Source organism: Pseudomonas sp. GL_091 (assembly GCF_057837725.1).
In genome coordinates this window covers 4,516,010-4,538,938 of the sequence record NZ_CM174451.1, presented here as the reverse complement: position 1 = coordinate 4,538,938, position 22,929 = coordinate 4,516,010, and the positions used below count along the sequence as shown (strand labels likewise).

General features: G+C 61.9%; 20 protein-coding genes. 10 read left to right on the top strand and 10 right to left on the bottom strand.

Annotated features, from left to right (window positions below; translation table 11 throughout):
• Positions 1–23 precede the first annotated feature (23 nt).
• Positions 24–944, top strand: coding sequence for a transcriptional regulator FeaR (gene feaR / locus AC3ITY_RS20555; protein WP_489304604.1), 921 nt, complete (start codon positions 24–26; stop codon positions 942–944).
• A 162-nt stretch (positions 945–1,106) separates the two neighbouring features.
• Here feaR and AC3ITY_RS20550 read toward each other — a convergent pair whose 3' ends face one another.
• Positions 1,107–1,736: a response regulator transcription factor gene (locus AC3ITY_RS20550; protein ID WP_053161157.1), complete on the bottom strand. Its 630-nt coding sequence runs from the start codon at positions 1,734–1,736 to the stop codon at positions 1,107–1,109.
• A gap of 259 nt (positions 1,737–1,995) precedes the next feature.
• On the opposite strand from AC3ITY_RS20550, the gene hpaC reads away from it, so the two are divergent.
• Together hpaC and AC3ITY_RS20540 are read left to right on the top strand one after the other, a co-directional pair.
• The gene (gene hpaC / locus AC3ITY_RS20545) at positions 1,996–2,508 is read left to right on the top strand and encodes a 4-hydroxyphenylacetate 3-monooxygenase, reductase component (RefSeq protein WP_489304603.1); all 513 of its coding nucleotides are present in this window, start codon (positions 1,996–1,998) and stop codon (positions 2,506–2,508) included.
• Positions 2,509–2,837: 329 nt separating this feature from the next.
• Positions 2,838–3,194, top strand: coding sequence for a DUF6124 family protein (locus AC3ITY_RS20540; RefSeq protein WP_489304602.1), 357 nt, complete (start codon positions 2,838–2,840; stop codon positions 3,192–3,194).
• Positions 3,195–3,269: 75 nt separating this feature from the next.
• Here the strand turns inward: AC3ITY_RS20540 and AC3ITY_RS20535 are convergent, their stop codons facing one another.
• From AC3ITY_RS20535 to AC3ITY_RS20520, 4 genes are all read right to left on the bottom strand, one after another.
• Entirely contained in the window at positions 3,270–4,301 is a 1,032-nt protein-coding gene (locus AC3ITY_RS20535; RefSeq protein ID WP_489304601.1) for a phosphotransferase enzyme family protein, read from the bottom strand.
• 10 nt (positions 4,302–4,311) lie between these two features.
• A complete protein-coding gene (locus tag AC3ITY_RS20530; RefSeq protein WP_489304600.1) occupies positions 4,312–5,592 on the bottom strand; it encodes an aspartate aminotransferase family protein in 1,281 nt (426 codons plus the stop codon).
• On the bottom strand, positions 5,585–6,898 hold the full coding sequence (locus AC3ITY_RS20525) for an amino acid permease (protein ID WP_489304599.1): 1,314 nt from the start codon (positions 6,896–6,898) through the stop codon (positions 5,585–5,587). Before AC3ITY_RS20525 ends, AC3ITY_RS20530 begins: the two co-directional genes overlap by 8 nt.
• A gap of 598 nt (positions 6,899–7,496) precedes the next feature.
• Positions 7,497–8,819, bottom strand: coding sequence for an alginate export family protein (locus AC3ITY_RS20520; protein ID WP_489304598.1), 1,323 nt, complete (start codon positions 8,817–8,819; stop codon positions 7,497–7,499).
• 282 nt (positions 8,820–9,101) lie between these two features.
• Here AC3ITY_RS20520 and AC3ITY_RS20515 point away from each other — a divergent pair, with 282 nt between their 5' ends.
• Complete coding sequence (locus tag AC3ITY_RS20515) at positions 9,102–9,491, top strand: c-type cytochrome (protein ID WP_489304597.1); 390 nt, start codon at positions 9,102–9,104, stop codon at positions 9,489–9,491.
• Between the two features lie 48 nt (positions 9,492–9,539).
• Positions 9,540–11,030 (top strand): aldehyde dehydrogenase family protein, encoded by a 1,491-nt coding sequence (locus AC3ITY_RS20510; protein ID WP_489304596.1) that lies wholly within the window; start codon positions 9,540–9,542, stop codon positions 11,028–11,030.
• Positions 11,031–11,060: 30 nt separating this feature from the next.
• Here the strand turns inward: AC3ITY_RS20510 and AC3ITY_RS20505 are convergent, their stop codons facing one another.
• The 4 genes from AC3ITY_RS20505 to AC3ITY_RS20490 form a co-directional block, all read right to left on the bottom strand.
• Positions 11,061–13,487 (bottom strand): DUF3772 domain-containing protein, encoded by a 2,427-nt coding sequence (locus AC3ITY_RS20505; RefSeq protein WP_489304595.1) that lies wholly within the window; start codon positions 13,485–13,487, stop codon positions 11,061–11,063.
• A 108-nt stretch (positions 13,488–13,595) separates the two neighbouring features.
• Complete coding sequence (locus tag AC3ITY_RS20500; RefSeq protein WP_489304594.1) at positions 13,596–15,026, bottom strand: heavy metal sensor histidine kinase; 1,431 nt, start codon at positions 15,024–15,026, stop codon at positions 13,596–13,598.
• Between the two features lie 8 nt (positions 15,027–15,034).
• Positions 15,035–15,706 (bottom strand): heavy metal response regulator transcription factor, encoded by a 672-nt coding sequence (locus tag AC3ITY_RS20495; RefSeq protein ID WP_150758709.1) that lies wholly within the window; start codon positions 15,704–15,706, stop codon positions 15,035–15,037.
• 84 nt (positions 15,707–15,790) lie between these two features.
• Entirely contained in the window at positions 15,791–16,048 is a 258-nt protein-coding gene (locus AC3ITY_RS20490) for a DUF2790 domain-containing protein (RefSeq protein WP_489304593.1), read from the bottom strand.
• A gap of 371 nt (positions 16,049–16,419) precedes the next feature.
• Between AC3ITY_RS20490 and AC3ITY_RS20485 the strand changes: the two genes are divergently transcribed.
• The 3 genes from AC3ITY_RS20485 to AC3ITY_RS20475 are packed head-to-tail and all read left to right on the top strand — an operon-like array spanning position 16,420 to position 19,393.
• Positions 16,420–17,385, top strand: a complete 966-nt coding sequence (locus tag AC3ITY_RS20485) for a Bug family tripartite tricarboxylate transporter substrate binding protein (protein ID WP_489304592.1) — start codon at positions 16,420–16,422, stop codon at positions 17,383–17,385.
• A 1-nt stretch (position 17,386) separates the two neighbouring features.
• Complete coding sequence (locus tag AC3ITY_RS20480; RefSeq protein ID WP_223456069.1) at positions 17,387–17,869, top strand: tripartite tricarboxylate transporter TctB family protein; 483 nt, start codon at positions 17,387–17,389, stop codon at positions 17,867–17,869.
• A 15-nt stretch (positions 17,870–17,884) separates the two neighbouring features.
• Complete coding sequence (locus tag AC3ITY_RS20475) at positions 17,885–19,393, top strand: tripartite tricarboxylate transporter permease (RefSeq protein WP_223456068.1); 1,509 nt, start codon at positions 17,885–17,887, stop codon at positions 19,391–19,393.
• A 39-nt stretch (positions 19,394–19,432) separates the two neighbouring features.
• Here the strand turns inward: AC3ITY_RS20475 and AC3ITY_RS20470 are convergent, their stop codons facing one another.
• The gene (locus AC3ITY_RS20470) at positions 19,433–20,320 is read right to left on the bottom strand and encodes a LysR substrate-binding domain-containing protein (RefSeq protein WP_489304591.1); all 888 of its coding nucleotides are present in this window, start codon (positions 20,318–20,320) and stop codon (positions 19,433–19,435) included.
• 163 nt (positions 20,321–20,483) lie between these two features.
• Between AC3ITY_RS20470 and AC3ITY_RS20465 the strand changes: the two genes are divergently transcribed.
• Positions 20,484–21,785: an NAD(P)/FAD-dependent oxidoreductase gene (locus AC3ITY_RS20465; RefSeq protein ID WP_489304590.1), complete on the top strand. Its 1,302-nt coding sequence runs from the start codon at positions 20,484–20,486 to the stop codon at positions 21,783–21,785.
• 54 nt (positions 21,786–21,839) lie between these two features.
• On the top strand, positions 21,840–22,928 hold the full coding sequence (locus tag AC3ITY_RS20460) for a polyamine ABC transporter substrate-binding protein (RefSeq protein ID WP_489304589.1): 1,089 nt from the start codon (positions 21,840–21,842) through the stop codon (positions 22,926–22,928).
• The last annotated feature ends 1 nt before the right edge of the window (position 22,929 follow it).

Sequence of the window (22,929 nt, the reverse complement as noted above, 5' to 3'; positions counted from 1 at the left end):
CAAAAACGTGAGGCTTTGCGGACATGATTACAGCATCGACGGTGCGCAACGAGGCGTTCGAAAGTTGGTTGAGCCAGGTGAACCAGGCCTGTGGGCGTTTCGACGCCCGGGCGCTGGACACCGATTTCTACGGTGAACTGACGGAATTTCGCAGCGGTGCGATCAACCTCAGTGTGGTCGACATGGCGCACGTGCATTTGTACCGCACCAGCAAGGACGTCAGCACCAGCAGCGACGGCCACTACTACGCGGTGTTCCAGCTGCGTGGCAGCTCGCAACTGGAGCAGGGCGACAACCGCGCGCAACTGGGCTGTGGCGACATCGCCCTGATCGACGCCAGCCGTCCGAGCGACATGATCTACAACGACGATTGCCGACAGCTGTCGCTGATTCTTCCGCGCCAGGTGGTCGAGCGCGGTTCGCACTTCAATGCCGTCAACTGCGCCACACGCATCGCGGCCGGCAGCCCCCTGGCGGCGATGGCCAACAAGCTGGTGCTGGACACCCGCCAGCAGGACGGGCTGGAGATGCAGGAAAGCGAGGCCGTTCTCGATGCCCTGGCCAGCCTGTTGCTGCCGGGCATCAGCGCCCGCGACTGCGGTGCAGACGCCCATGAGCGGCAATTTCGCAAGATCATCGCCTTCATCGACGCGCACCTCAGCGACGAAGAACTGTGCCCCGAACTGATTGCCCGTGAAGTGGGGATTTCCGTACGCGGCCTGTACCGGATGTTCTCCAAGCGCGGGCTGGTGGTGGCGCAATACATCAAGCACCGCCGCCTGGACTTCTGCGCCGAAAACCTGCGCCGCGCCGATGTCGAGCAGAAGCTTTCGGCACTGTGTTATGCCTGGGGCTTCTCGGATTCGAGCTACTTCTCGTCGGCCTTCAAATCGCGCTTCGGCGTGTCACCGGGGGCTTATCGCAAGCGGTATAGCCAGATCTGACACCCGACGTTGATGGTGTATTTGCTGGCCTCATCGCGAGCAAGCTCGCTCCTACAATAGAACTTCGGTGAACACGAAATCGGTGTACCACTCAAATCCACTGTAGGAGCGAGCTTGCTCGCGATGGCGGCCGAGCGGCCGCGCAGAATTTAAAGGCTGTACTCAGTGCCGCACCGGCTCATCCACCGGCAGATGCAGCACCTCGCGCACCAGCATGGCGATGCTGCTCACGCCCATCTTTTCCTTGATCTTGGTGCGGTGCACATCAACGGTCTTCACGCTGATGTTCAGCTCCCGGGCAATCACCTTGCTGGCCTTGCCATCGATCACCAGCATCAACACTTCCCGCTCACGGCTGGTCAGCAGTGCCAGTTTGCCCTGCAGGTTCTGACGCTGCTGCTGATCGGCCTGGGCGTGCACGGCGGTCTTCAGCGCGGCCTGGATGCGGTCGATCATCTGCTGCGGGTTGTAGGGCTTCTCGACGAAATCCAGCGCGCCGTTCTTCATCGCCGTGACCGACATCGGAATGTCGCCATGGGCCGAGACGAAAATGGTCGGCAAGGTGCTGCCGCGCTGGTTGAGGATTTCCTGCAGCTGGAAACCGCTGGTCTCCGGCATACGCACGTCGAGCACCAGGCAGGCGGGCTGCTTGGGGTCGTATTGGCTCAGGAACTCTTCGGCGCCGGCAAAGCACTGCGCCTGCACGCTCACCGACTCCAGCAACCAGGCCAGTGAGGTTCGCAGGTCCTTGTCGTCGTCGACGATATAAACAATCGGTTTACGGATTTCCATCGGGGCTGCCACGAAAGTTTTTTAATTATTGTTTTCGCACAGGAGCGTGCGGCACGCATTGGCTCATCTTTCTGGAGCCAGTATGCAGAATACCCACTGTGGCCGGCCCTTACGATAAAGAAACCACCTAGTCGACTAGCGGAAACCCAACCTCGCCATGGGGATCGTCAGAATGGTTGTGTAGCGCCCGCAGCCTTAGTCTTGTTCCATCACCTACGGGCCGCAAGATAGCGGCCCTCCTGAAGGAAGGGGCATCGACATGGCCGACCTGAGCCAGCAGCAAATCGACTTTCGCAACGCCATGGCGCAGCTGCCTGCCGCGGTGAACATCATCACCACCAACGGCCCCGGCGGTCGTTGTGGCATCACCGCCAGCGCCGTGTGCTCGGTCACCGACTCGCCGCCCACCGTGCTGGTGTGCGTCAACCGCAACAGCGCCACCCACGACGTGTTCCGCACCAACGGCCATCTGTGCGTCAACGTGCTGTGTGGCGAGCAGGAAGATCTGGCCCGGCATTTCGCCGGCATGACCAAGGTGCCGATGGACGAACGCTTCGCCTGGGACCTGTGGGACGACGGCGCCGCCGACGTGCCGGTGCTGCGCGATGCCCTGGTGCAGCTCGAAGGGCGGATCAGCGAGTGCAAGGAAGTGGGCTCGCATTCGGTGATGTTCGTGGAGCTGACGAAGGTGGGCGTGCGCGAGCCGCGCGACAGCCTGGTGTATTTCAACCGCTTGTTTCATCGCGTTGAGCATGCCGGGGCGCATTGCTGATTGTGGCGAGGGAGCTTGCTCCCGCTGGGCTGCGAAGCGGCCCCAAAAGCTGAATCTGCGATGAGTCAGTCAAATCGCGATTACCTGTTTTACGACTGCTGCGCAGCCGAGCGGGACGGTGCGGCGATCCGACAAGCTCCCTCGCCACAAATGCGTTCGCTCGATATGCATGTTTAACGGCTGTAGGCGTCATTTCCAGCAAGCTACAACGCCTTGCGTCATTGCCTACAGGTACGCCAGAATCCGCCGGCATGTGCGCCCTGGAGGCCATCGGTAACTTGGTCCGCGTCACTGATTTCCAGTGATCGGGTTTAGCAGCCCGTGGTGACATGAGGCGCATTGGCAGTCCAGACAGTCAGGTATTTCCCATCCCTGCACTTGATGGCAGCTGTGCGCAGGGCGCCCTCGGGCGCGCCGGTTGCGTGTCTCCCCGGTCTGCTAACCTGCGTACAGCCGCCACCCCGCACAAACCCTCCACCCTGTTCACCATCAACCCCGACATCGACACCGAAACCCTATTGGCCCACGCCTGCGAATCGCTGGCCTCGGCGAACGTGATGGTCAATGACCTGGCGGGTTTCCTGGAAGGCACGCACCGCAACACCCTGCTGGGCATCGCGCAAGTGATCATGCTGGGGGAGTTGGCCGTGAATCGGGCGCTGGATAACTTTGATCCGCCGCAATAGCGACTCTTGAGGCGGAAGGTAATCCTGTGGCGAGGGAGCAAGCTCCCTCGCCACATATGTATCGAGTTAGTCGTTTTACTGCTGCAAATATTCCCGAGCCAACACGCAAGCCCGCTCAATCAACATCGGCGCCATTTCTATCGCCGTCGGCGTGCCCTGGCGGGTGTGAATCCAGCCCAGGTAAGTGGTGCCGCGCAGCATCAGGAACAATGCCAGGGTCTTTCGATCCGCCTCGGTCAGCGGTTTGACCGCGTTGTAGCCGTCGAGCAGCGCCGCCTTGATCTGATCAAAGCGCGGGTCATCCAGGCAGAAGTACAAGGCCGTGGCCAACTCGAACATGTGCCAGCCAAACCCGGCATCGTCGAAGTCGATCAGGCGCAGACGCGGGCCTTCGATCAGCAGGTTCTCGGGCACCAGATCGGCGTGGATCATGCCGAAGTTGCCCAGGTGCCGCCCGTACTGACGCAAGTCCTTGCGCGCTGTGCGCCGGGCCTGTTGCAACAGCTCCCGCTGCTCGTCGCTGAGCTGCGCAAGCTCCCAGAAACGCCCCCAGAACGGATTGGCACCGATCAGGCCTTCCTCGTCCCAGGCATGCCGGACAAACTCGTCCGGCTGTTGCCACTCGGCCGAGTGCAGATGGATGCGTGCAGCAATCGCGCCGGCCTCATTGAAGAGGAAATCGATTTCGGTATCGGCCTGCACCCCGGCCTCGGAAGTACCGGCGGTGGCGCCGGGCAGCCAGGCGAGCATGTCGATGTGCCGCGCCTCGCCGATGGCCTGGTGGGTGACTTCGATCAGATGGCTTTCATTTTGTGCGCGGATAATCTGCGGCACGGTAATGTCGGCGCCGGCCAGCGCCTCCATCCATTGCAACTCGGAGCGCAGCGCAGCCTCGCAGTGATAGCCATTGCGATGGATGCGCAGGGCCACCCGCTGACCGTCGTGGCGACGGGCAGAGAACACCGCGTTCTCGCGAAACTTCACCAGTTCGATGTCGGCGAATTCGCCGTCCCACTGCTGCAGGGCATGGCGCGCCAGTTCGTGCAGACGGGTCACTTGCTGGTCATGGCTCAGGGTGTCGAATGCAAGGGTGTGGAATTCAGTCATGGCAAAAGCCTCAAATCGCGCTCAGGGCGCTGTCCAGTGTGTCGACGAACAAGTCAGCGTGGTTGAGGCCGAACACCAGCGGCGGCCGCAGCTTGAGAATGTTGTCGCCGGCGCCGATCTTGCTGATCAGCACGCCGTTCTCGCGCATGTCGTTGACCACCTTGCGCGCCTCCAGTCCGGCCGGCTCCTTGCTGGTGTGGTCGCGCACCAACTCCATGGCGAAGAACAAACCCTTGCCGCGCACATCGCCGATGATCGAGTGTTTGCTGGTCAACACTTGCAGGCGTTGCTGTATATAAGCGCCGACGTTTTGCGCATTCTTCAGAAGTTGCTGTTGCTCGATCACATCCAGCACCGCCATGCCCACCGCTGCCGCCACCGGCGAGCCGCCGAAGGTGTTGAAGTACATGGCGTGGCGGCCGAAGGATTCGACCAGCGCCTTGTGGGTAATCAACCCGGCCAGGGGATAACCGTTACCCATAGGTTTACCTAGGGTGACGATGTCCGGCACCACGCCGTGGGCCTGATGACCCCACAGGTGATCGCCGGTGCGGCCGAAACCGGACTGCACTTCGTCGGCGATGAACAGGCCACCCGCAGCGCGGATCAGCGCCGCCGCCTTGTTGACGAAGCTGGCCGGCACCCGTGGCAAGCCTTCGTTGGCGAACAGGGTGTCGATCAGCAGCGCGGCGGGGCGAATGCCCTGGGCCTGCATCGAGGCAATCGCGGCGGCGATGTTGGCTGCGTATTGCTCGGCCAGTTGCGCCTCGGTGGTGCCGGCCGGTGCCCGGTACAAGCACGGAATCGGCACGGCGCGGGCGTGGGCGGCAAACGGTTCCGGCGAGGGCAGGGCGGTGGTGACTTCGGCCAGCGACGCCGAGTTACCGTGATAGTTGTAGTCGCTGACGATGATGCCGGTGCCGCCGCTGGCGAATCGCGCCAGACGCAGCGCCAGTTCATTGGCCTCGCTGCCGGTGCAGGTGAACATCGCGGTGTCCAGCGATTCTGCAAAGGTCGCGGTCAGGCGCTCGGCGTAGCGCACCACTTGTTCATCCAGGTAGCGGGTGTGGATGTTCAGCGTGGTGGCCTGGCGGTGCATGGCCTCGGTCACGTGGGGGTTGCAGTGACCGACGCAGGGCACGTTGTTGTAGACGTCGAGGTAGCGGCGACCATCGACGTCGAACAGCCAGACGCCTTCGCCACGCACCAGGTGCAAGGGTTTGTCGTAGAACAGCGGCGAGGCGCTGCCGAGTACGCGATGGCGGCGTTGCAGCAGAGTGTCTTCAGGCATGGTCTGGAACCTCGATGGCGGTGGTGCGACTGTTGCGCAGCAGGTAGTTGAAAATGCACAGGGTGAAGGTCACGGCGAGGGCGATCAGCATCAGCATGTCGAGCTGGAAGCAGGCGGCGATCACCACCAGCGTCAGGGCCAGGCCCAGCCAGGCAACCAGTTTGCCGCCAACCAGGGTGAACGGCCGTGGCAGGTCCGGTTGGTTGCGTTTGATATGCAGGTACGCGCCGAAGATGAACAAGTAGCAAACGTTGAGCAGCAGCACGACCGCGAGCATCACGGTGGCCGGGTCGACCACCGACAGCGGCAGGCCGATCACGCCGATCAGCAACAGCGCCGGGTAAGGCGTGCCGCGCTTGCCGGTCTTGCCCAGCCATTGCGGGAACAGGCCATCGCGGGCCATGGCGAACAGTTGACGAGAAGCGGCGTACACCAGCGAGAAGAAGGTCGCGATCAGGCCGAACACCGCGCCGCAACCAATCACTTTGGCCAGCCAGGAGCCTTCACCAAAGGCACTGTTGCTGGACATCGCCGCGTACAGCGGATCACCCGCCGAACCCACCAGCTCGACACCACCGGCGCCCGGTGCGCACACCAGCACCACCAGCGCAGTCACCAACAAGGTGCCGATCGCCGCCAGAATGCCCTGGGGCATGGTGCGGCCGGGGTTGTGAGCTTCCTCGGCTGCCGAGCCGGTTTGCTCGACGGTGATGAACAGCCAGATTGCGAATGGCACGCAGGCGAAGATGCCGCCGAGGCTGACCGGTGTTGCCACATTGGCCGGCAATGTCAGCAGATTGGCCAGTTCGACATGGGGCGCCATGGCCACGCCAAACGTGAGCAGGGCCACCACGGCGATCACACCGGCAATGAACGTCAGGCCCATGGCCTCACCGACACCGCGCATGTGGATGCCGATGATCACCGCGAACAGGGCGATCTTCACAGGCCAGCCACCCAGGCCGAAAATCGATTCGGTGTAGGCGCAGATAAAGGTCGCGGCAGCGCCGGTGCCGATGGTCAGCGCCAGTGCGCAAGCCACACCAACCAGATAACCCACAAACGGCCCGAAGGCGCTTTGCGCATAGACGAATACACCGCCAGCGCTTGGCAGCGCGGTGGACAGCTCCGCCACGCACAACGCCAGGCCGCCGCAGAGCAGGGCCATCAACAACGTGGCGATCAGCATGTTCAGCCAGCCACCGGCCGCCAGCCCGAAGTTCCAGCCGGAAAACTGCCCGGCCACCACCAACGCAATCCCGAGGCCGGCAATCTTTGGCCAGCCCAGCGCACTTTTCTTGAGCACAGAAATCTCCCGCGACCCGAAGGTCGATTTATTGTTGTTAGTGAGAAATGGAAGGGGTTCAGCGTTGCATTGCAGGGCGCCCTGGAGCGGGTATTGCTCCGAGGTCGGCTTCGATACTACGCCCGGGGTGCGCGATGACATGTTTGCGCGCATGCCATGTGGTTGGTTGTGGGTGCCAGATTTATGTGGGCTGGCGTTGATCTCTGTGGGAGCGAGCCTGCTCGCGATGGCGGGGTGTCAGTCAGTGATGATGCTGGATGTGATGGCCTCTTCGCGGGCAAGCCCGCTCCCACAGGAATCTTTGGCGAACACAAAATTTGTGCGCGGCAGAGATCCAATTGTGGGAGCGGGCTTGCTCGCGAAGGCGGAGTGTCAGTCAGTGGAGGTGTTGGATGTGATGGCCTCATCGCGAGCAAGCTCGCTCCCACAGGAATCTTTGGCGAACACAAGATTTGTGCGCGGCAGAGATCCAATTGTGGGAGCGAGCTTGCTCGCGAAGGCGGTGTATCAGGCACTGCAAATCTAAGATACGAAAGCTCCCCACCAACTGATTCAACTTCCACATGGGCAACGACAACGCCATTGCCCACGGCCGAAATCAGAAACCGGTGACGAACAGCAGTTGGGCGTAAACGTTGCGGTCGTTGTTACCCAGTTGCGTGCCACCGTTTTCGGCGCTCTTGTCCGGTTGGTAGATGCCCACCAGCGGCATCACGGTCAGGTGGTCGTTGACGTGCCATTCGGCATACAGGTCGACTTCGTGGCCATCGGTGTTGCCCAGGCTGCGGTCGATGGTGTCGTAGTTGAAGTACAGCGCGCCCAGGTTCAGGTTCTCCAGCGGCGAGACTTTCAGCCCGACGTTTTGAATGCGTGAGTTGCTGTTGAACGGCCCGGCGTAGTTGCCTGCCACTTCGCCCTGGAACCAGGTGCCGTAACCACGGCTCATGCCGTAGAACAAGGTGTCGTAGCCTTCCGAGAAACGGCTGTAGCGGTAGCTGACGTTCGGGGTCCAGGTCGCGTCGGAGAAGGTCCAGCCGGCTTCCAGGTACCAGGCGTCTTCGTCGGCGGCGTGAGGTTTGTCCTGCTTGGCGTACTCACCGGACAGGAACAGATCCTTCACCCCGGCATTGCCTGTCGCGCGCACGCTGTAGGTCTTCATGCCGTCGCGTTCGAGTTGTGCCGGGGAGGCGTACTGTTCATCGATATCGGTAGTCTTGATGTAGGTCAGGCCGACCGTGCCGGCTTCGGCCACGTGCTCCAGGGTACCGACGTACATTTCGGTCTTGGCCTGGGCGCGGTTGTCGGATTTGAGCCACATCAGGTCGCTGCGCCAGCCTTCCTTGCCGCCCAGACGCAATACGGCGGTTTCGTCGAAGGCTTTGCGTGCTGCCAGGTAATAGGCACCGCCACGGTTGAATTGGCCGTCGGCCAGGCCCTTGCCCATGTTCAGCGCGTCTCCGTCGATCAGGAAACCATCGCCAACCACGATGTTCTGGCGGCCGAAGGACAGGTCCACGCCGTCCTTGCCCAACGCCCCGAACAGGTCAGCAGAGCGCCAGCCAAGGTAGGCGTCTTCGAACTTGGTGGTGCGTTCCGAACCATCGGTGAAACCGGCGGCATCGCCGTCGCCCCAGGTGCCGGAACTGAGCATGTTCCCCGCGCCGTACGCGGTGCCCACACCGCCCAGGCCTTGATCGAAGCTCAAGCCGTATTTGATGTAGCCCTCGCGCCACGATGAGCTGCCTTCATTCAGGCGACCGGACAGGGCGTAGTTTTCCTGGCTGTGGAAAATGCCGAATACGGCTTCGAGGGTAGCGTTCAGATGGCTGTCGTCATCGGCGTAGAGTTCATAGGCACCGGCATTGCCGGCACTGATCATCAGCGCGAGCGTCGAGAGACGAAGCAAGGGGGACTTGAGCATGGTGTGGCATCCGTTCTTGTTCTTGAGCGCAGGTTTGCGGTCTGTCCGGATACTAAGGCGCGGCCATTGTTTGCCCTTTTCCCTGTTTGCCAATTAGTTGGTTGTGCATGCCAGATTGCCCGGTTTGGCAGCCCGGCCAATACAACTGGCACGCAGGGCAAAACCTGCGTGCCGGCGACCACCGACAATCCCTACCAACCTGCCGAAGCACCCTTGCCTCGGCATTTTTAGTGTTGGCGTTCGCCTGCTGGCGGGCGCGTGGATTTTCAAGGTCGTTTTCCTATGTTCACTTCGCTGCGTTTGCCCCTGATCGGTTTGTTGTCCTTCACCCTGGTTCAGGCGGTGTCCGCCGCCGAGTGCGCCCCGGACATGCGCCGTGGTGCCGAAGTGTTTGCCACTGAGTGCAGCGTTTGCCACGCGGTGACCAAGGGCACGACCGGCATGATGGGACCGAACCTGTTTGGTGTGTATGGGCGCAAGTCCGGCTCGCTGGCGGGCTTCAGCTACTCCCAGGCCATGCGCGACAAAGACGTCGATTGGCAGGCCGAGAACATCACGCAACTGATCACCCAGCCCCAGGCCTTCGTGCCGGGCACCTACATGCCCTACATGGGCCTGGCTTCCGCCGACGACCGCCAGGCGGTCGCGTGCTTCCTCAAAGAACAACACTGATCAGGCCGGATTGGCGCCTGAACAACTCGTCTGAATGAAAGGTGAATTATGAGCAACGTTGAAATCCTGCCCCAGGTTGCTGCATTCCTCGAACGTCGTCACGGCTGCTTCATTGATGGCCAGTGGGTGCTTGCCGAGGGCGACAGCATCGCCGTGGTCAACCCGGCCACCGGGCAAACCCTGTGCGAAACCCTGGATGCGCCGCTGGAACTCGTCGAGCGCGCCGTGCAGTCGTCCCACAAGGCGTTCAAGTCTGGCGTGTGGTCGAGCCTGCGCCCGGCGGACCGTGAACGCATCCTGCTGAACTTCACCCGCCTGGTCGAAGAACACGCCGAGGAACTGGCCCAGCTGGAAACCCTGAGCCAGGGCAAGTCGATCAACATGGCCCGCGCGCTGGACCTCAACGCCACAGTGGAATTCATGCGCTACATGTCCGGCTGGGCGACCAAGATCGAAGGCCAGACCTTCGATGTGTCGATCCCGCTGCCACCGGGCGCCAAGTTCACCGCGTTCACCAAGCGTGAGCCGGTAGGCGTGGTGGTCGGCATCGTGCCGTGGAACTTCCCGCTGCTGATCGCCGCCTGGAAGCTGATGCCGGCCCTGGCCACCGGTTGCACGGTGATCATCAAGCCGGCCATGGAAACCCCGCTGACCGCCATGCGTCTGGCTGAACTGGCGCTGGAAGCCGGCATCCCGGCTGGCGTATTCAACGTGGTCACCGGTGGCGGCGCCTCCGTTGGCGGCGTGTTGACCGCGCATCCTCTGGTGAGCAAAGTGTCGTTCACCGGTTCCACCGCCGTGGGCAAGAGCGTTGGCGTGGCGTGCATGGAAAACATGACGCGCTTCTCCCTGGAACTGGGCGGCAAAAATCCGATGATCGTGCTCGCCGATGCCGACATCGAAAAAGCCGTGCAGGGCGCGATCCTCGGCGGTTTGCTGAACAACGGCCAGGTCTGCGCCGCCGCCTCGCGCTTCTACGTGCACCGCTCGATCCACGACCAATTCGTCGAAGCCCTGGCCGCCGTCGTCTCCTCGATGCCGATTGGCGCCGGCATGAATTGCGACGCGGCAATCAACCCGCTGGTGTCGCGCAAGCAACAACAAAGCGTACTCAAGCACATCGAACTGGCCCGCCAGCAAGGTGCGCGGGTAGTGACTGGCGGCGAGCTGCTGGAGGGTGATGGTTTCTTCGTGCAGCCAACCATTCTCGCGGACATCGACCACAGCATGGCCGTGGCCCGCGAAGAAGTGTTCGGCCCGGTGCTGGGCGTGATGCCATTCGACGACGAAGACGCCGTGATCGCACTGGCCAACGACAACCGCTACGGCCTGGCCGCCAGCCTGTGGACCAACGACCTGGGCAAAGCCATGAACCTGGTGCCACGCATCGAAGCCGGCACCGTGTGGGTCAACGCCCACGTGCTGCTCGACCCGGCGATGCCGTTCGGTGGCGTCAAGCAATCGGGCATGGGCCGCGAGTTTGGTCGTGCGGTGATCGAGGCTTACACCGAGCTCAAGTCTGTGTGCATCGCCCATTGATGTAGCGACTGCCTGCCGCGTGATTAAACATCACGCGGCAGGCGATTTCGCCAGTTCAATCCCGGCGGCTCCCAGCCGCTTGAGAATTTCAAACAGCAGCTCGCTTTTGATCGCGCCGACCGTGCGTGGGCTGCCGACATAACCGGTGATGGTCAATGTGATGCCTTCAGGTTTCAGCTGACTGAAGCGCAGGAAGGGTGACGGTTTGTCCAGGATCGATTCATGCTCGGTGTAGGTGTCCATCAGCAGGTTTTGCACCAGCTCCGGATCGATATCCAGCGGGAACATCAGTTCGAGTATCACCACGCCCTGGGCGCTGCCGCCGAGGGTGACGTTGCGCAGGTTCTGGGAAATCAGGTGGGAGTTGGGCACGATCATGATCGAGCGGTCGGCCAGTTGAATTTCCGTGGCCCGCACGTTGATCCGTCGTATATCGCCTTCGACGCCGCTGATGCTGATCAGGTCGCCGACCTTCACCGGACGCTCGGTGAGCAGGATCAGGCCGGAGATAAAATTCTTCACGATCTCCTGAAGACCAAAGCCGATACCCACTGACAGGGCACTGACGATCCACGCCAGGTTGGTCCACTTGATCCCCAGCGACGACAGCGTGAGCAGCACCACGGACGCGTAACCGATGTTGGCAAACAGGGTGCTGAGCGAGGCGCACATGCCCGGGTCCATCTCGGTTTTGGGCAGGAACTCGTTATCCAGCCAGCGCCGAAAGGAGCGAATCAGGTAGATGCCGATCACCAGGGCGAGGACGGCATTGAGCAGGTTGTCCGGGACGATGTTGAGTTTGCGCAGCCCTTCGCCGCCGAGTACGGCCACGGTGCCGGTGACCAGTTGCCCGAGCGTCGTCCCCACGCCGCCGACAAACAGGGCAATGACGCCGATCAGCATCAGGATGGCGCGGCCAGCCCCGGACATGACGGTGCAGATCTGCTCCAGGCGTGGATTGCCGATGCCCAGCAGTTGTTTGATTACTTTGCCGGTGGGTTGCCGGGGCGAAAAAACATAGTCGCAGGTGTCCTGGTAGACCTGGGTGAGCAGGTAGAAACCGGCGCAGATGATGAATATCCAGACCATTTCATAGGTGATGAACCGGGCCATCGTCACGTAGCCGATCAACAGGGCGAACAGGGACACCACCACGGCAACGCCGGTGAAGGTGTAAATCAGACCGGCGAAGGTGGTGACGCCTTCGGGGGCTTCTCCGGCAACGATCAGGTCTCTGCGCGTCTTGCTGACGCGCAACAACAGCGCACCGATCACCAGTGCCGCGACCAATGCCACGATGCCCCGACCGAACAACACCACTTCGGCGCTCATGCCGGTGACATTGCTCATCTGTACCAGGGTTACCAGCACCAGTAGCAGGCTGGCCAGCAACCGCGGATAGGGCTCCATCGCCAGCGCCACCGGATCGGCAATATCGGGTAGGCGCCATGAAGGATGTTTGGTGGACAACAACGCGCGACTCAGCCCGGTGATCAGCACGCAGGTATAGGCCAGCTTCTCCAGATATTGCGCCAGGTCGTCCAACTGGGGGGGGTAGGGCAGTTGCCGGGTCCCGGCAAAATGCAGCAGTTGCAGGGCGATGCCGGCGGTCAGCACCGTCGCCATCACCGACGCCAGCGCAAGGGAGCTGCGCCGCAGGCGGCCTGCTGGCATTCGATGAAAGCACAGCCACGCCAGGCCCCGGCCGGCGAGGTTTCGACCTACGGTCCAAATGACCAGAGCGAGCAACAGCAGGGCGGCCGTGATCCCGCGTTGTCCGGGTTGCCAGGCGGCCCGGTGCGTGGCCTCGAGTTGCTCGATGAGGGCGCTGAAACGCTGGCGGTCCTCGATTGGCAGAGCGAACAATGGCGACCAGAAGCTCGGGTTCAGGATGCTGCTGGTCTGCTGGGTCACTTCCGCTTCCAGCAGGCTGCGCCGGATGCTGGCAATCTGGGTGATCAGTTCGGCGGCACTTATTTTTAGCGCGGCCAGGGTTTTGAGTTGACTGTCGATCTTGTCTTTTTGCTCGCCGAGGGCATCTCGTTGGGAGGTAATGGCAGTCGTCACCTGTGCGTTCTCGTCAAACGGCACTGGCCCCAGCACGTTCAGTTGCGCCTGCAATTGCGCCTGTCCAGGCAGCAGCGATGTGGACAGGCGTTCAATCTCCTGAATCAGTACCTGCACCAGGTCCTGCGAGCTTTCCAGCTGAGTGTAATTGGTGGCTTGGGAAACCTGCTGCTTGAGGCTGTTGAGCTGGTTTTGCACCCCCAGCAATTCGCTGTCGGAGATGCTGATGATCGGGGTTGCGGGAGCGGGAGCGGGGGCAAGAGCAGGAGTAGGAGCAAGAGCAGGAGAAGGAGCAGGAGCGTCGGCCATGTCCCCCGCCAACAGCCATCCCGTGCTTGCCACCAGAACCGCGAAGGCGACGTAAATCATTGACTTCAAGACATTGCGCATCGGCGAGCTCGACGGGTTGTTAGTCACATAGCCAATGAGGTTAGGTCATGACACGCACCCTTGAGCATTGTTTTGTCGGAAGTGCCTCATGTGTTTTTCGCTCAGACACTACTCATGCTGTTGCCGCGCCGGGAAAAACAGTTCGAAGCAGGTGATGCCGTCGGCACTGCTGACATGGCAGGCACCGTTGTGCAGTTGCATGATCGTCGCCACGATCGACAGGCCCAGGCCATTGGATTGGGCCGAGCGTTCGCGGGACTCGTCGACTCGGTAGAAGCGTTCGAACAGCCGTGGCAGATGCCGGGCCGGGATGGTCGGGCCGTGGTTGCGCACTTGCACCTGGACGCCGTCGGCGGTCGGGGTGGCGTGGATGCACAGCTCGGAATGTGGCGCGCCATACTTGATGGCATTGGCGCACAGGTTGGCCAATGCGCGGCGCAGCAGCATCGGCTCGGCCCAGATCAAACCGCTGCCCCGGGCATCGATGCAGATGCCAACGTCGGTCGCCGGGCCTTCGAAATAGTCGGCCATGCGTTGCATCTCATCGGCAGCATCCAGCTCCTGACGCTGGCGCAAGGCACTGCGCGGATCGGTGCGGGCCAGGAACAGCATGTTGTCGAGCATGCGCGCCAGGCGTTCGAGTTCTTCGACATTCGAAGCCAACAGCTGCTGATAGGCGTCGGTGCTGCGGTTCTGCTGCAAGGCCACCTGGGTTTCGCCCAGCAAATTGTTGATCGGCGTGCGCAGCTCGTGGGCCATGTCGGTCGATACCTGGCCCAGCTGGATGAAGCCTTTGTCCAGGCGGTCGAGCATGGCGTTGAAGGCATCGATCATCGGCAGCAGTTCCAGCGGCGCGCCCTGGCTGTCGAGGCGTTCGTTGAGGTTGCCGACGTCGATGCTCTGGGTGTGGCGGGCCAGGCGCCGCACGGGCAGCAGGCCGCGATGCACCAGCACATAACCGGACAGCGCCAGCAGAATCGCCGCGACGCTGGCGAACAGGTACACATTGAGCCGGTAGTCGGCGAGTACGGCGGTGCGTTCGGTCATCAAGCGCCCGGTCACCACTTGCAGGCTGCCCAGGTCACCCGAGTCGATGGTCGCCGCCAGGGCGGAAAACGGTACGCCATTGACGTTGGGCAAATGCTGCACGTCGTTCAAGGTCAGCCGATGATCCATGGCCACCGGGCTCAGCGCCGGCATCGTCAGGTTACCCGGGTTGACCACCAGCAACGGCGGTTGGCCTGGGGTGCCAATGGTCAGCAGGGCCTCGCGGTTGCCCATCATGTTCTGGAACAGCGCCGGTTTGGCCTTGATCAGGTCCAGGGTATTGCTGTCATTGAGGAAGGTCCGCAACTGGTCGATGCGGGTGATCAGGGCAATATCGTCGCGATGGATCAGCTCGCGCTCCAGGTCGCGGTACAGCGCCACGCCCAGCAGCGCCAGCGAGACAAACGCCAGCAGGGCAAACACCAGCGCCAGGCGCAGGGTCAGGGAGTGGCTGAGACGGGAGACGGATTGCAGCGGTGTCATCGCATTCATGGTTGCATTCAGGGTTGAGTGTCGAAGCGGTAGCCGATGCCGCGCACGCTGTGGATCAACTTGAGCGGGAACGGATCATCGATTTTCAGGCGAAGGCGGCGCACGGCGACATCGACGACATTGGTGTCGCTGTCGAAATTCATGTCCCAGACCCGCGAGGCGATCATCGAGCGTGACAGCACCTCGCCCTGATGCGTGGCGAACAGGTGCAGCAGCGCGAACTCCTTGTTGGTCAGGGTGATGCGGTTGCCGGCGCGGCTGACGCGGCGCTTGAGCACGTCGATCTGCAGGTCGTCGACGTGCAGGTGCTCTTCTTCCCGGGTCGGACCGCGCCGGGTCAGGGTGCGCAGGCGTGCCACCAGTTCGGCGAAGGAAAACGGCTTGATCAGGTAATCGTCGGCGCCCAGTTCGAGGCCTTTGATGCGGTCGGCGATGTCATCCCGGGCGGTGAGGAACAGCACCGGCGTATCGGCTTCCTTGCGCAAGCGGCGCAGGACTTCCCAGCCATCCATCTTCGGCATCATGACGTCCAGTACGATTACATCGAAGTCGTGTTCCAGGGCCAGGTGCAGGCCATCGACGCCGTCCCGCGCCAGGTTCACGGTGTATCCGAGTTCCTGCAGGCCGTTGAGCAGGTAATTGCCGGCCTTGGGTTCGTCTTCAACTACGAGGATGTTCATGCAAACCTGCCTGATCCGGTCGGGCTACAGGGGCGAGCCAGTGGCGCAAGTGTAGCCCGGTCGGCGGTGAATACAGGCATCCGCTCAGTTCTCACCAATGCAACCTACGCCCTGGACCTGATAGTCCAGTTGGTGCTCACGACCCTGGTGGTCGAGGTAGTTGAACTGCGCCGGAACGATGCCGCACTGGCCGTTGAGGTCGGTCATGGACAGCACTTTGGCCACATCCACCGGGACATAGAAGCCGTCCTTGTCGTGGATGACCGGCGAGGTGGACTGGGTGGCGGCAAACGCCGAACCGGTGGCGAGCAGGGCGGCAAAACCCGCGATCAACATTTTCATGACGAATCTCTCTCTACAAGGGCAGGGTGGCTGCCGGTGGTTGGCCTGACAGTGAGTTCAGGCTAACGAAGTGATCCGGACAGCCGACCAACAGCTTGATGACAAAGTTGTAATGAAACGCAGGTTGGAACACCGCGCCCACTGTAGGAGCGAGCTTGCTCGCGATGGACTTAAAGGCACCGCGTCTATTCAGGTAACACGCGTAATCGTTAGCGACCATCGCGAGCAAGCTCGCTCCTACAAGGGGTTGCAGCGCTTTAAAACTGATCAACCCCCGGATCCATGGCCTAAGCTTGATCGCAGGCCCATGTTCATCGCACACCTCGATGGGCAAGCGGCACCCATAAAAACAATGCAATCAGGAGATGCCCATGTCCGCTTTGATCCGTCGTTTCAGTCGCTGCATGGCCGCCGGTTTGACCGCTGCCGTGCTTGTCGCACCTGCGTTCGCGCTGGATACCGTGAAATTCATGGCCCCAGGCTCGGTGGGCGGTGGTTACGACCAGACCGCCCGGGTACTGGGCAAGGCCATGGTCGAGGCCAATACGGCCAAGGCGGTGACCTTCGAGAACAAGGGCGGGGCGGGCGGGACCCTGGGGCTGGCGCAATTTGCCAACAGCACCAAGGGTGACCCGAACGCATTGCTGGTGGTCGGCGCGATCATGGTCGCGGGCATCGAACAGAACAAACCGCAGATCAGCCTGAAGGACGTGACGCCCATTGCCCGGCTGTTCACCGAATACAACGTGATCGCCGTGCGCAAGGAGTCTGAGTACAAAACCCTCGATGACCTGATCAAGGCCTTCAAGGCCAATCCGACAAGCATCACCTGGGGCGGCGGCTCCAAGGGCTCGGTGGATCACATCGGCATCGCCGAGCTGGCGGGCAAGCTGGATGTGCCGGTCAACAAGGTCAACTACGTGGCCTTTGGTGGCGGTGGCGAGGTGGTTGCCCAGGCGCTGGGCGGCCAGCTCAAGGTGATCACCGGCGGATACGCCGAGCTGGGCCAATACATCAAGACCGGTCAGTTCCGTGTCCTGGCCATCGGCGCGCCGGAGCGCGTTCCCGGCATCGATGCACCGACCCTCAAGGAGAGCGGCTATGACGTGACGATCGGCAACTGGCGCGGCGTTTACGGTGCAACGGGCCTTACCCCGCAACAGCGTAAAGAGGTGATCGACGCGGTCGTGGCCGCCACCAACAGCAAGGTCTGGCAGGACAATATCCAGGCCAACGCCTGGACGCCCAGCGTGCTGACCGGCGATGAGTTCGGCAAATTCGTCGAGGAAGAACACGTGCGGTTGCACGCCATGCTGGTCAAGGTCGGGCTGCTTTGAGATGGCCACACAGCGCGCAGTGGTGCCGACGCAATTGGCGGTCGGCATCGGCCTGATCGCCATCAGCGTCGTGCTGGCGATTGGCGCCTACCGGTTTCCACCGGAAATGGGCTTCGTGATCCTCCCGGCGTACGTTTACCCCTATGTCGTAGCAGCCTTTCTGGGTGCAGTGGGGCTGCTGCTGGGGTATCAGGCCGTCAGTGGCGGTTTTCGCGAACTGGATAACGACGCCGCCACGGTGCCCGGTGGAAAAACCGGTGCGGCGTGGGTGACCGCGGGGCTTGTCGGGGTGGCGCTGCTGATCAACCTGATCGGTTTTGTGCTGGCCGCCGGGTTGCTGTTTGCCTGTTCGGCGCGGGGGTTCGGCAGCCGTCATCCTGTGCGGGACCTGGCAATCGGCATTGCCTTGACCCTGCCGATCTACTGGCTGTTCAACGCCGGGCTGGGGGTTTCCCTGCCGTCGCTGATCAACATTTGGCTTTGAAAGGAGATCGACACCGTGGACATTCTTTCAAGCCTGGCGATGGGTTTTGCCGCGGCGCTGACGCCGATCAATCTGATGTGGGGGTTCATCGGCTGCCTGCTCGGCACCGCCATCGGCGTGCTGCCGGGGATCGGTCCGGCGCTGACGGTGGCCCTGCTGTTGCCGATCACCGCCAAGGTCGACCCCACCGGCGCCTTGATCATGTTCGCCGGTATCTATTACGGCGCACAGTTCGGCGGTTCCACCACCTCGATTCTGCTCAACACCCCCGGTGAATCGTCATCCATGGTCACGGCCCTGGAAGGTAACCTGATGGCGCGCAATGGCCGGGCGGGACCTGCGCTGGCAACGGCGGCGATCGGCTCATTCGTCGCCGGCACCATCGCCACGATTTTGCTGACGCTGTTTGCGCCCATCGTGGCCAGGCTGGCCCTGAATTTCGGCCCGACCGAGTACTTCGCGATCCTGGTGCTGTCGTTCACCACCGTGTCGGCGGTGCTCGGCGCTTCAATGCTGCGCGGGTTTGCCTCGCTGGGCGTCGGGCTGACCATCGGATTGATCGGCCTGGACTCGACCTCGGGCATTGCCCGCTACACCCTCGGCGTGCCGGAACTGGTGGACGGTATCGAGGTGGTGCTGGTGGCGGTCGGTTTGTTCGCGGTGGGCGAGGCCTTGTACAGCCTGCTCTATCAAACGGAGTCAAACGAAGGCCGGCATCGCCTGACCTCGTTGTGGATGACCCGCGCCGACTGGAAACGCTCGGTGCCCGCGTGGCTGCGGGGCACGCTGATCGGTTTTCCGTTTGGCTCGATTCCAGCCGGTGGCGCGGAGATTCCGACCTTTTTGTCCTATTCCACCGAACGCAAACTCAGCAAGTATCCGAAGGAGTTTTCCGCCAACAAGGGCGAAGGTGCCATCGAAGGCGTCGCTGGCCCGGAAGCGGCTAACAACGCCAGCGCGACCGGGTCTCTGGTGCCGTTGCTGACCCTGGGCATCCCGACGTCCGCCACCGCTGCGATCCTGCTGGCGGCGTTCCAGAACTACAACCTGCAACCGGGGCCGATGCTGTTCGAAACCTCCGCCGACCTGGTCTGGACGCTGGTGGCCTCGCTGTACATCGGCAACGTGATTCTGCTGGTGTTGAACCTGCCGCTGGTGGGGCTGTGGGTCAAACTGCTGCAAATCCCCCGGCCGTACCTGAACGCCGGCATCCTGGTGTTCGCCACCATCGGCGTGTACGGCATGCGCCACTCATCCTTCGACCTGATCCTGATGTTGGCCATTGGTTGGGGCGGGGTGCTGATGCGGCGGTTCGACTTTCCCGTCGCCCCGGTGATCGTCGGCATGCTGCTGGGGCCGATGGCGGAGAAACAACTGCGCAACGCCTTGTCCATCAGTCAGGGCGACTGGACGGTGTTCGTCACGCAACCGATCTCGGCGTTTTTCCTTGCCCTGACGCTGCTGGTGCTGGTGGTGCCCCATGTGTTGCATAAACGCGGCATCAAGTTGCATGAGGATGATTGAGCACCCCTTGTGGGAGCGAGCAGGCTCGCTCCCACAAAGTCATGCAGTGGTTTGCGCGGTGAACCATTGCATCACCGGTGCGCAGGCCGGATGCGATGCCGCCGAAGGTTGCAGACACAGCGAGTAAATCCCCCGGGTCTTCAATGGCTCACCGAACGGAATCACCAGTTCTCCCCGTTGAATCGACTCACCGGCCAGGGTCATGTCGGTCATTGCCACGCCCAGGCCCCGGGCGGCGGCATCGAGCGCCAGTTCGTCGAGGTTGAAGGGGATGTGCCGATAGTCATGCAGCGCCTTGCCGCCATGGGCTGACAGCCAGACCTGCCAGTCATGTTGATCGGAGGAGCGGTGCAGCAAGGCGAACCCCGACAGATCCTCCAGCGAAGCCAATGGCTGGGTCGGGGTGCCCAGGCCTGGCGCACACACGGGCACCAACGCTTCTTCGAACAAGGTCAGGCAATCCGGCGCTCCGGACGGCTCGGGCAGGTAAAGGATATAGGCATCGCTGTCACTGGCTGGCTCGACCACTTCGGTGGCCACGGTTTCGATTGCCAGGGTTACCTCCGGGTGATGCCGGTAGAACTCGCTCAACCTGGGCAGCAACCAGCGCACCGCCAGTGACACGTGCATGCGAATGCGGAACGGGCGTTTTTGCGGCGCGAGCCGGTCTTCGAGGGTGCGCAACTGTTCGAGGATGCTGCGGGCGCTGGCCAGTACCTGTTCGCCCTCCGCGGTCAGTTGAAGGCTGCGGCTGCTGCGCACGAACAGCGAGACGCCGAAGTGACTCTCCAGCTGCTGGATCTGCCGGCTCACCGCACTTTGCGTCAGGCAAAGCTTTTGCGCCGCCTGGGTGAAGCTGCCCGACCCGGCAACCTCGACCAAGGCCTGCAAGCCCTGCAGCGAGGGCACGTGGCGAATCTTGTCCATGCGTTTTCAGAATGCCTCGATGATTTAATAACGTTGGTTGCCCGTGTTTTGAGCCTTTAGATTCTAGTCATCGCCACCGTCTTCGAAAACCAATTATGCAAATCCTGCATGCAGTGCTGCTTTGGATCGAGACGGTTCGCAGAACAAGAACCTGAGGTGACACATGGAAAATATCTGTGGCTGGATTGCGCAAGCGGGGAGTTCGACCCTGCGCTATCCGCTCAAAGGCACGCAGCACGCCGACTGGCTGGTAATCGGTGCCGGCATCACCGGCCTCAGTGCGGCACACGCCCTTGCGCAAATGCACCCCCAGGCGCGCATCGTGGTCGTCGACCGGCAGCGGGCTGCGCAGGGGGCATCGGCGCGCAATTCGGGTTTTGTGGTGGCCCATGAGCATCCCGCCGCTGGTGAGCTACTGGGTAGCGACGGGTTCGCCGGGTATCAAGTGGACACGGCAATCGGCCGCGCAGCCGCCGATGAAGTCCGCAAGCAGATTGCCCGCCATGGCATCGAATGCGACTTCAGGGAGTCGGGTTATTTCTTTGCCGTCAGCGATCCACGCAAGCTGACCCAGGTCGAAGCCAAGTTGCAGACCTTGCGTGCCGTTGGCGCCAGCGCGCAGTTTCTGCAGGGCGAGCCATTGCTTGAAAAACTCGGCAGTCGGCACTACCGCGCCGCGATCTGGTGCGGCAACGGCAATGCGCTGCTGCAACCGGCGAAGTACGTTCGGGGCTTGCTCGATGCCCTGCCGCCGCAAGTGACGGTCTATGAGAACACCGATATCACAGGCCTTGAGCGCCTGGGCAACGGCCAAATTCGTGCCCGGGGTAAAAACGGCTGCGTTGAGGCCAAACAGGTATTGGTCTGCCTGAACGCCTTTATCCCTCGCTCGGGCATCGATGACAGCGGCACCTTCCCAATGGAGCTCAGCGCCAGCCTCACGCGGCCGCTCAGCGATCAAGAGTTTCAAGCCCTGGGTGCGCCAGCGTCGTGGGGCGTGCTGTCGACCCGTCCGCTCGGGGCCACGGTGCGCCTGACCCCGGATCGCCGGGTGATGATCCGCAACACAGCGGAATACCGCTCGCGGGATTTGTCATTGAGCGAATTGTCGAGCCGCCGCCAACACCATGTGCTGGGGTTGCAACGGCGTTTCCCGATGCTTGGCGAGCAGGACATCGAATACACCTGGACCGGCCATCTCAGCGCTTCGCGCTCCGGGCAACCGTATTTCGGCAAAGTCGAGGAGGGCGTGTTCGCCGTGGCCGGGTGCAATGGTTCCGGCATGGCGCGGGGCACGCTGTGGGGCCGCTTGCTGGCGGAGCTGGCCTCGGGTCGTGAGTCGCCGCTGATGCAGTCGGTCATGCAACGGGCACAACCCGGCTGGCTGCCGCCCAAGCCCTTGCTCGACATCGGTGCCATGCTGCGTATGCGCGTGGAAACGGTCCGGGCCAGTAGTGAAATCTGAAAACACCCATTTCACAACAAGAACAAAAGCACTTCCCATCGAAGGTGATTCAACATGCGCGTCAATACGCTTTCCCTTGTGGCCCTGATCTCGACCTTTTCCGCCGCGACTTATGCCGACGAAACCGTCAACATTTCCAACTGGAACGGCTATATCGCCGACGACACCTTGGTCAACTTCAACAAGGACACCGGGATCAAGGCGACCTACGACATCCACGACAGCAACGAAGTGCTGGAATCGAAGCTGATGACCGGCAACACCGGGTATGACGTGGTCAGCCCGTCGAACCACTTCCTGTCGCGCCTGATCAAGGCCGGGGCCATCCAGAAACTCGACAGGAGCCAGTTGCCCAACTGGAAAAACCTCGACCCGGCGCTGATGAAAAAGCTTGAAGTCAACGACCCGGGCAACCAGTACGGCTATCCGTACATGTGGGGCACGGCGGGCATCGGTTACAACGTCGAGAAGATCAAGGCGATCTTCGGCAACACCGATGTCACCCGTTCCTGGAGCCTGTTCTTCGACGAGAACAACATCAAGAAGCTCAGCGAGTGTGGCGTGGCGATCATCGACAACCCGACGCAGATCCTGCCGATCACCCTCAATTACCTGGGCTTGCCGCCTCACAGCCACGAACCGGCCGATTACAAGAAAGCCGAGCAGGCGCTGCTGAAGATCCGGCCTTACGTCCAGTATTTCCATGCGTCCAAGTACATCAGCGACCTGGCCAACGGTAACGTCTGCGCGGTGATCGGTTTTAACGGCGACATCGTGCAGGCCGCCGCCAGCGCCAGGGAGGCGAAAAACGGGATCGATATTGCCTATTCGATCCCGGACGAAGGTTCCACCTTGTGGATGGACATGGTGGTCATGCCCAAGAGCGCGCCGCATGAGAAGAACGGCTACGCCTACATGAACTACCTGCTGGAGCCGAAGGTGATTGCCAACATCAGCAACAGCATCCATTACGCCAACCCCAACAGTGCGGCGGATGCCTATGTTGACCCGGCGGTGAAGCAGGACCTGGCGATTTATCCGCCGAAAAGCGTGATGGACAAGCTGTTCACCGTAGAGGACTTGCCCGCGGCTATCGCACGGTTGAGCACGCGGCTGTGGACCAAGCTGAAAACCAATACCTGAC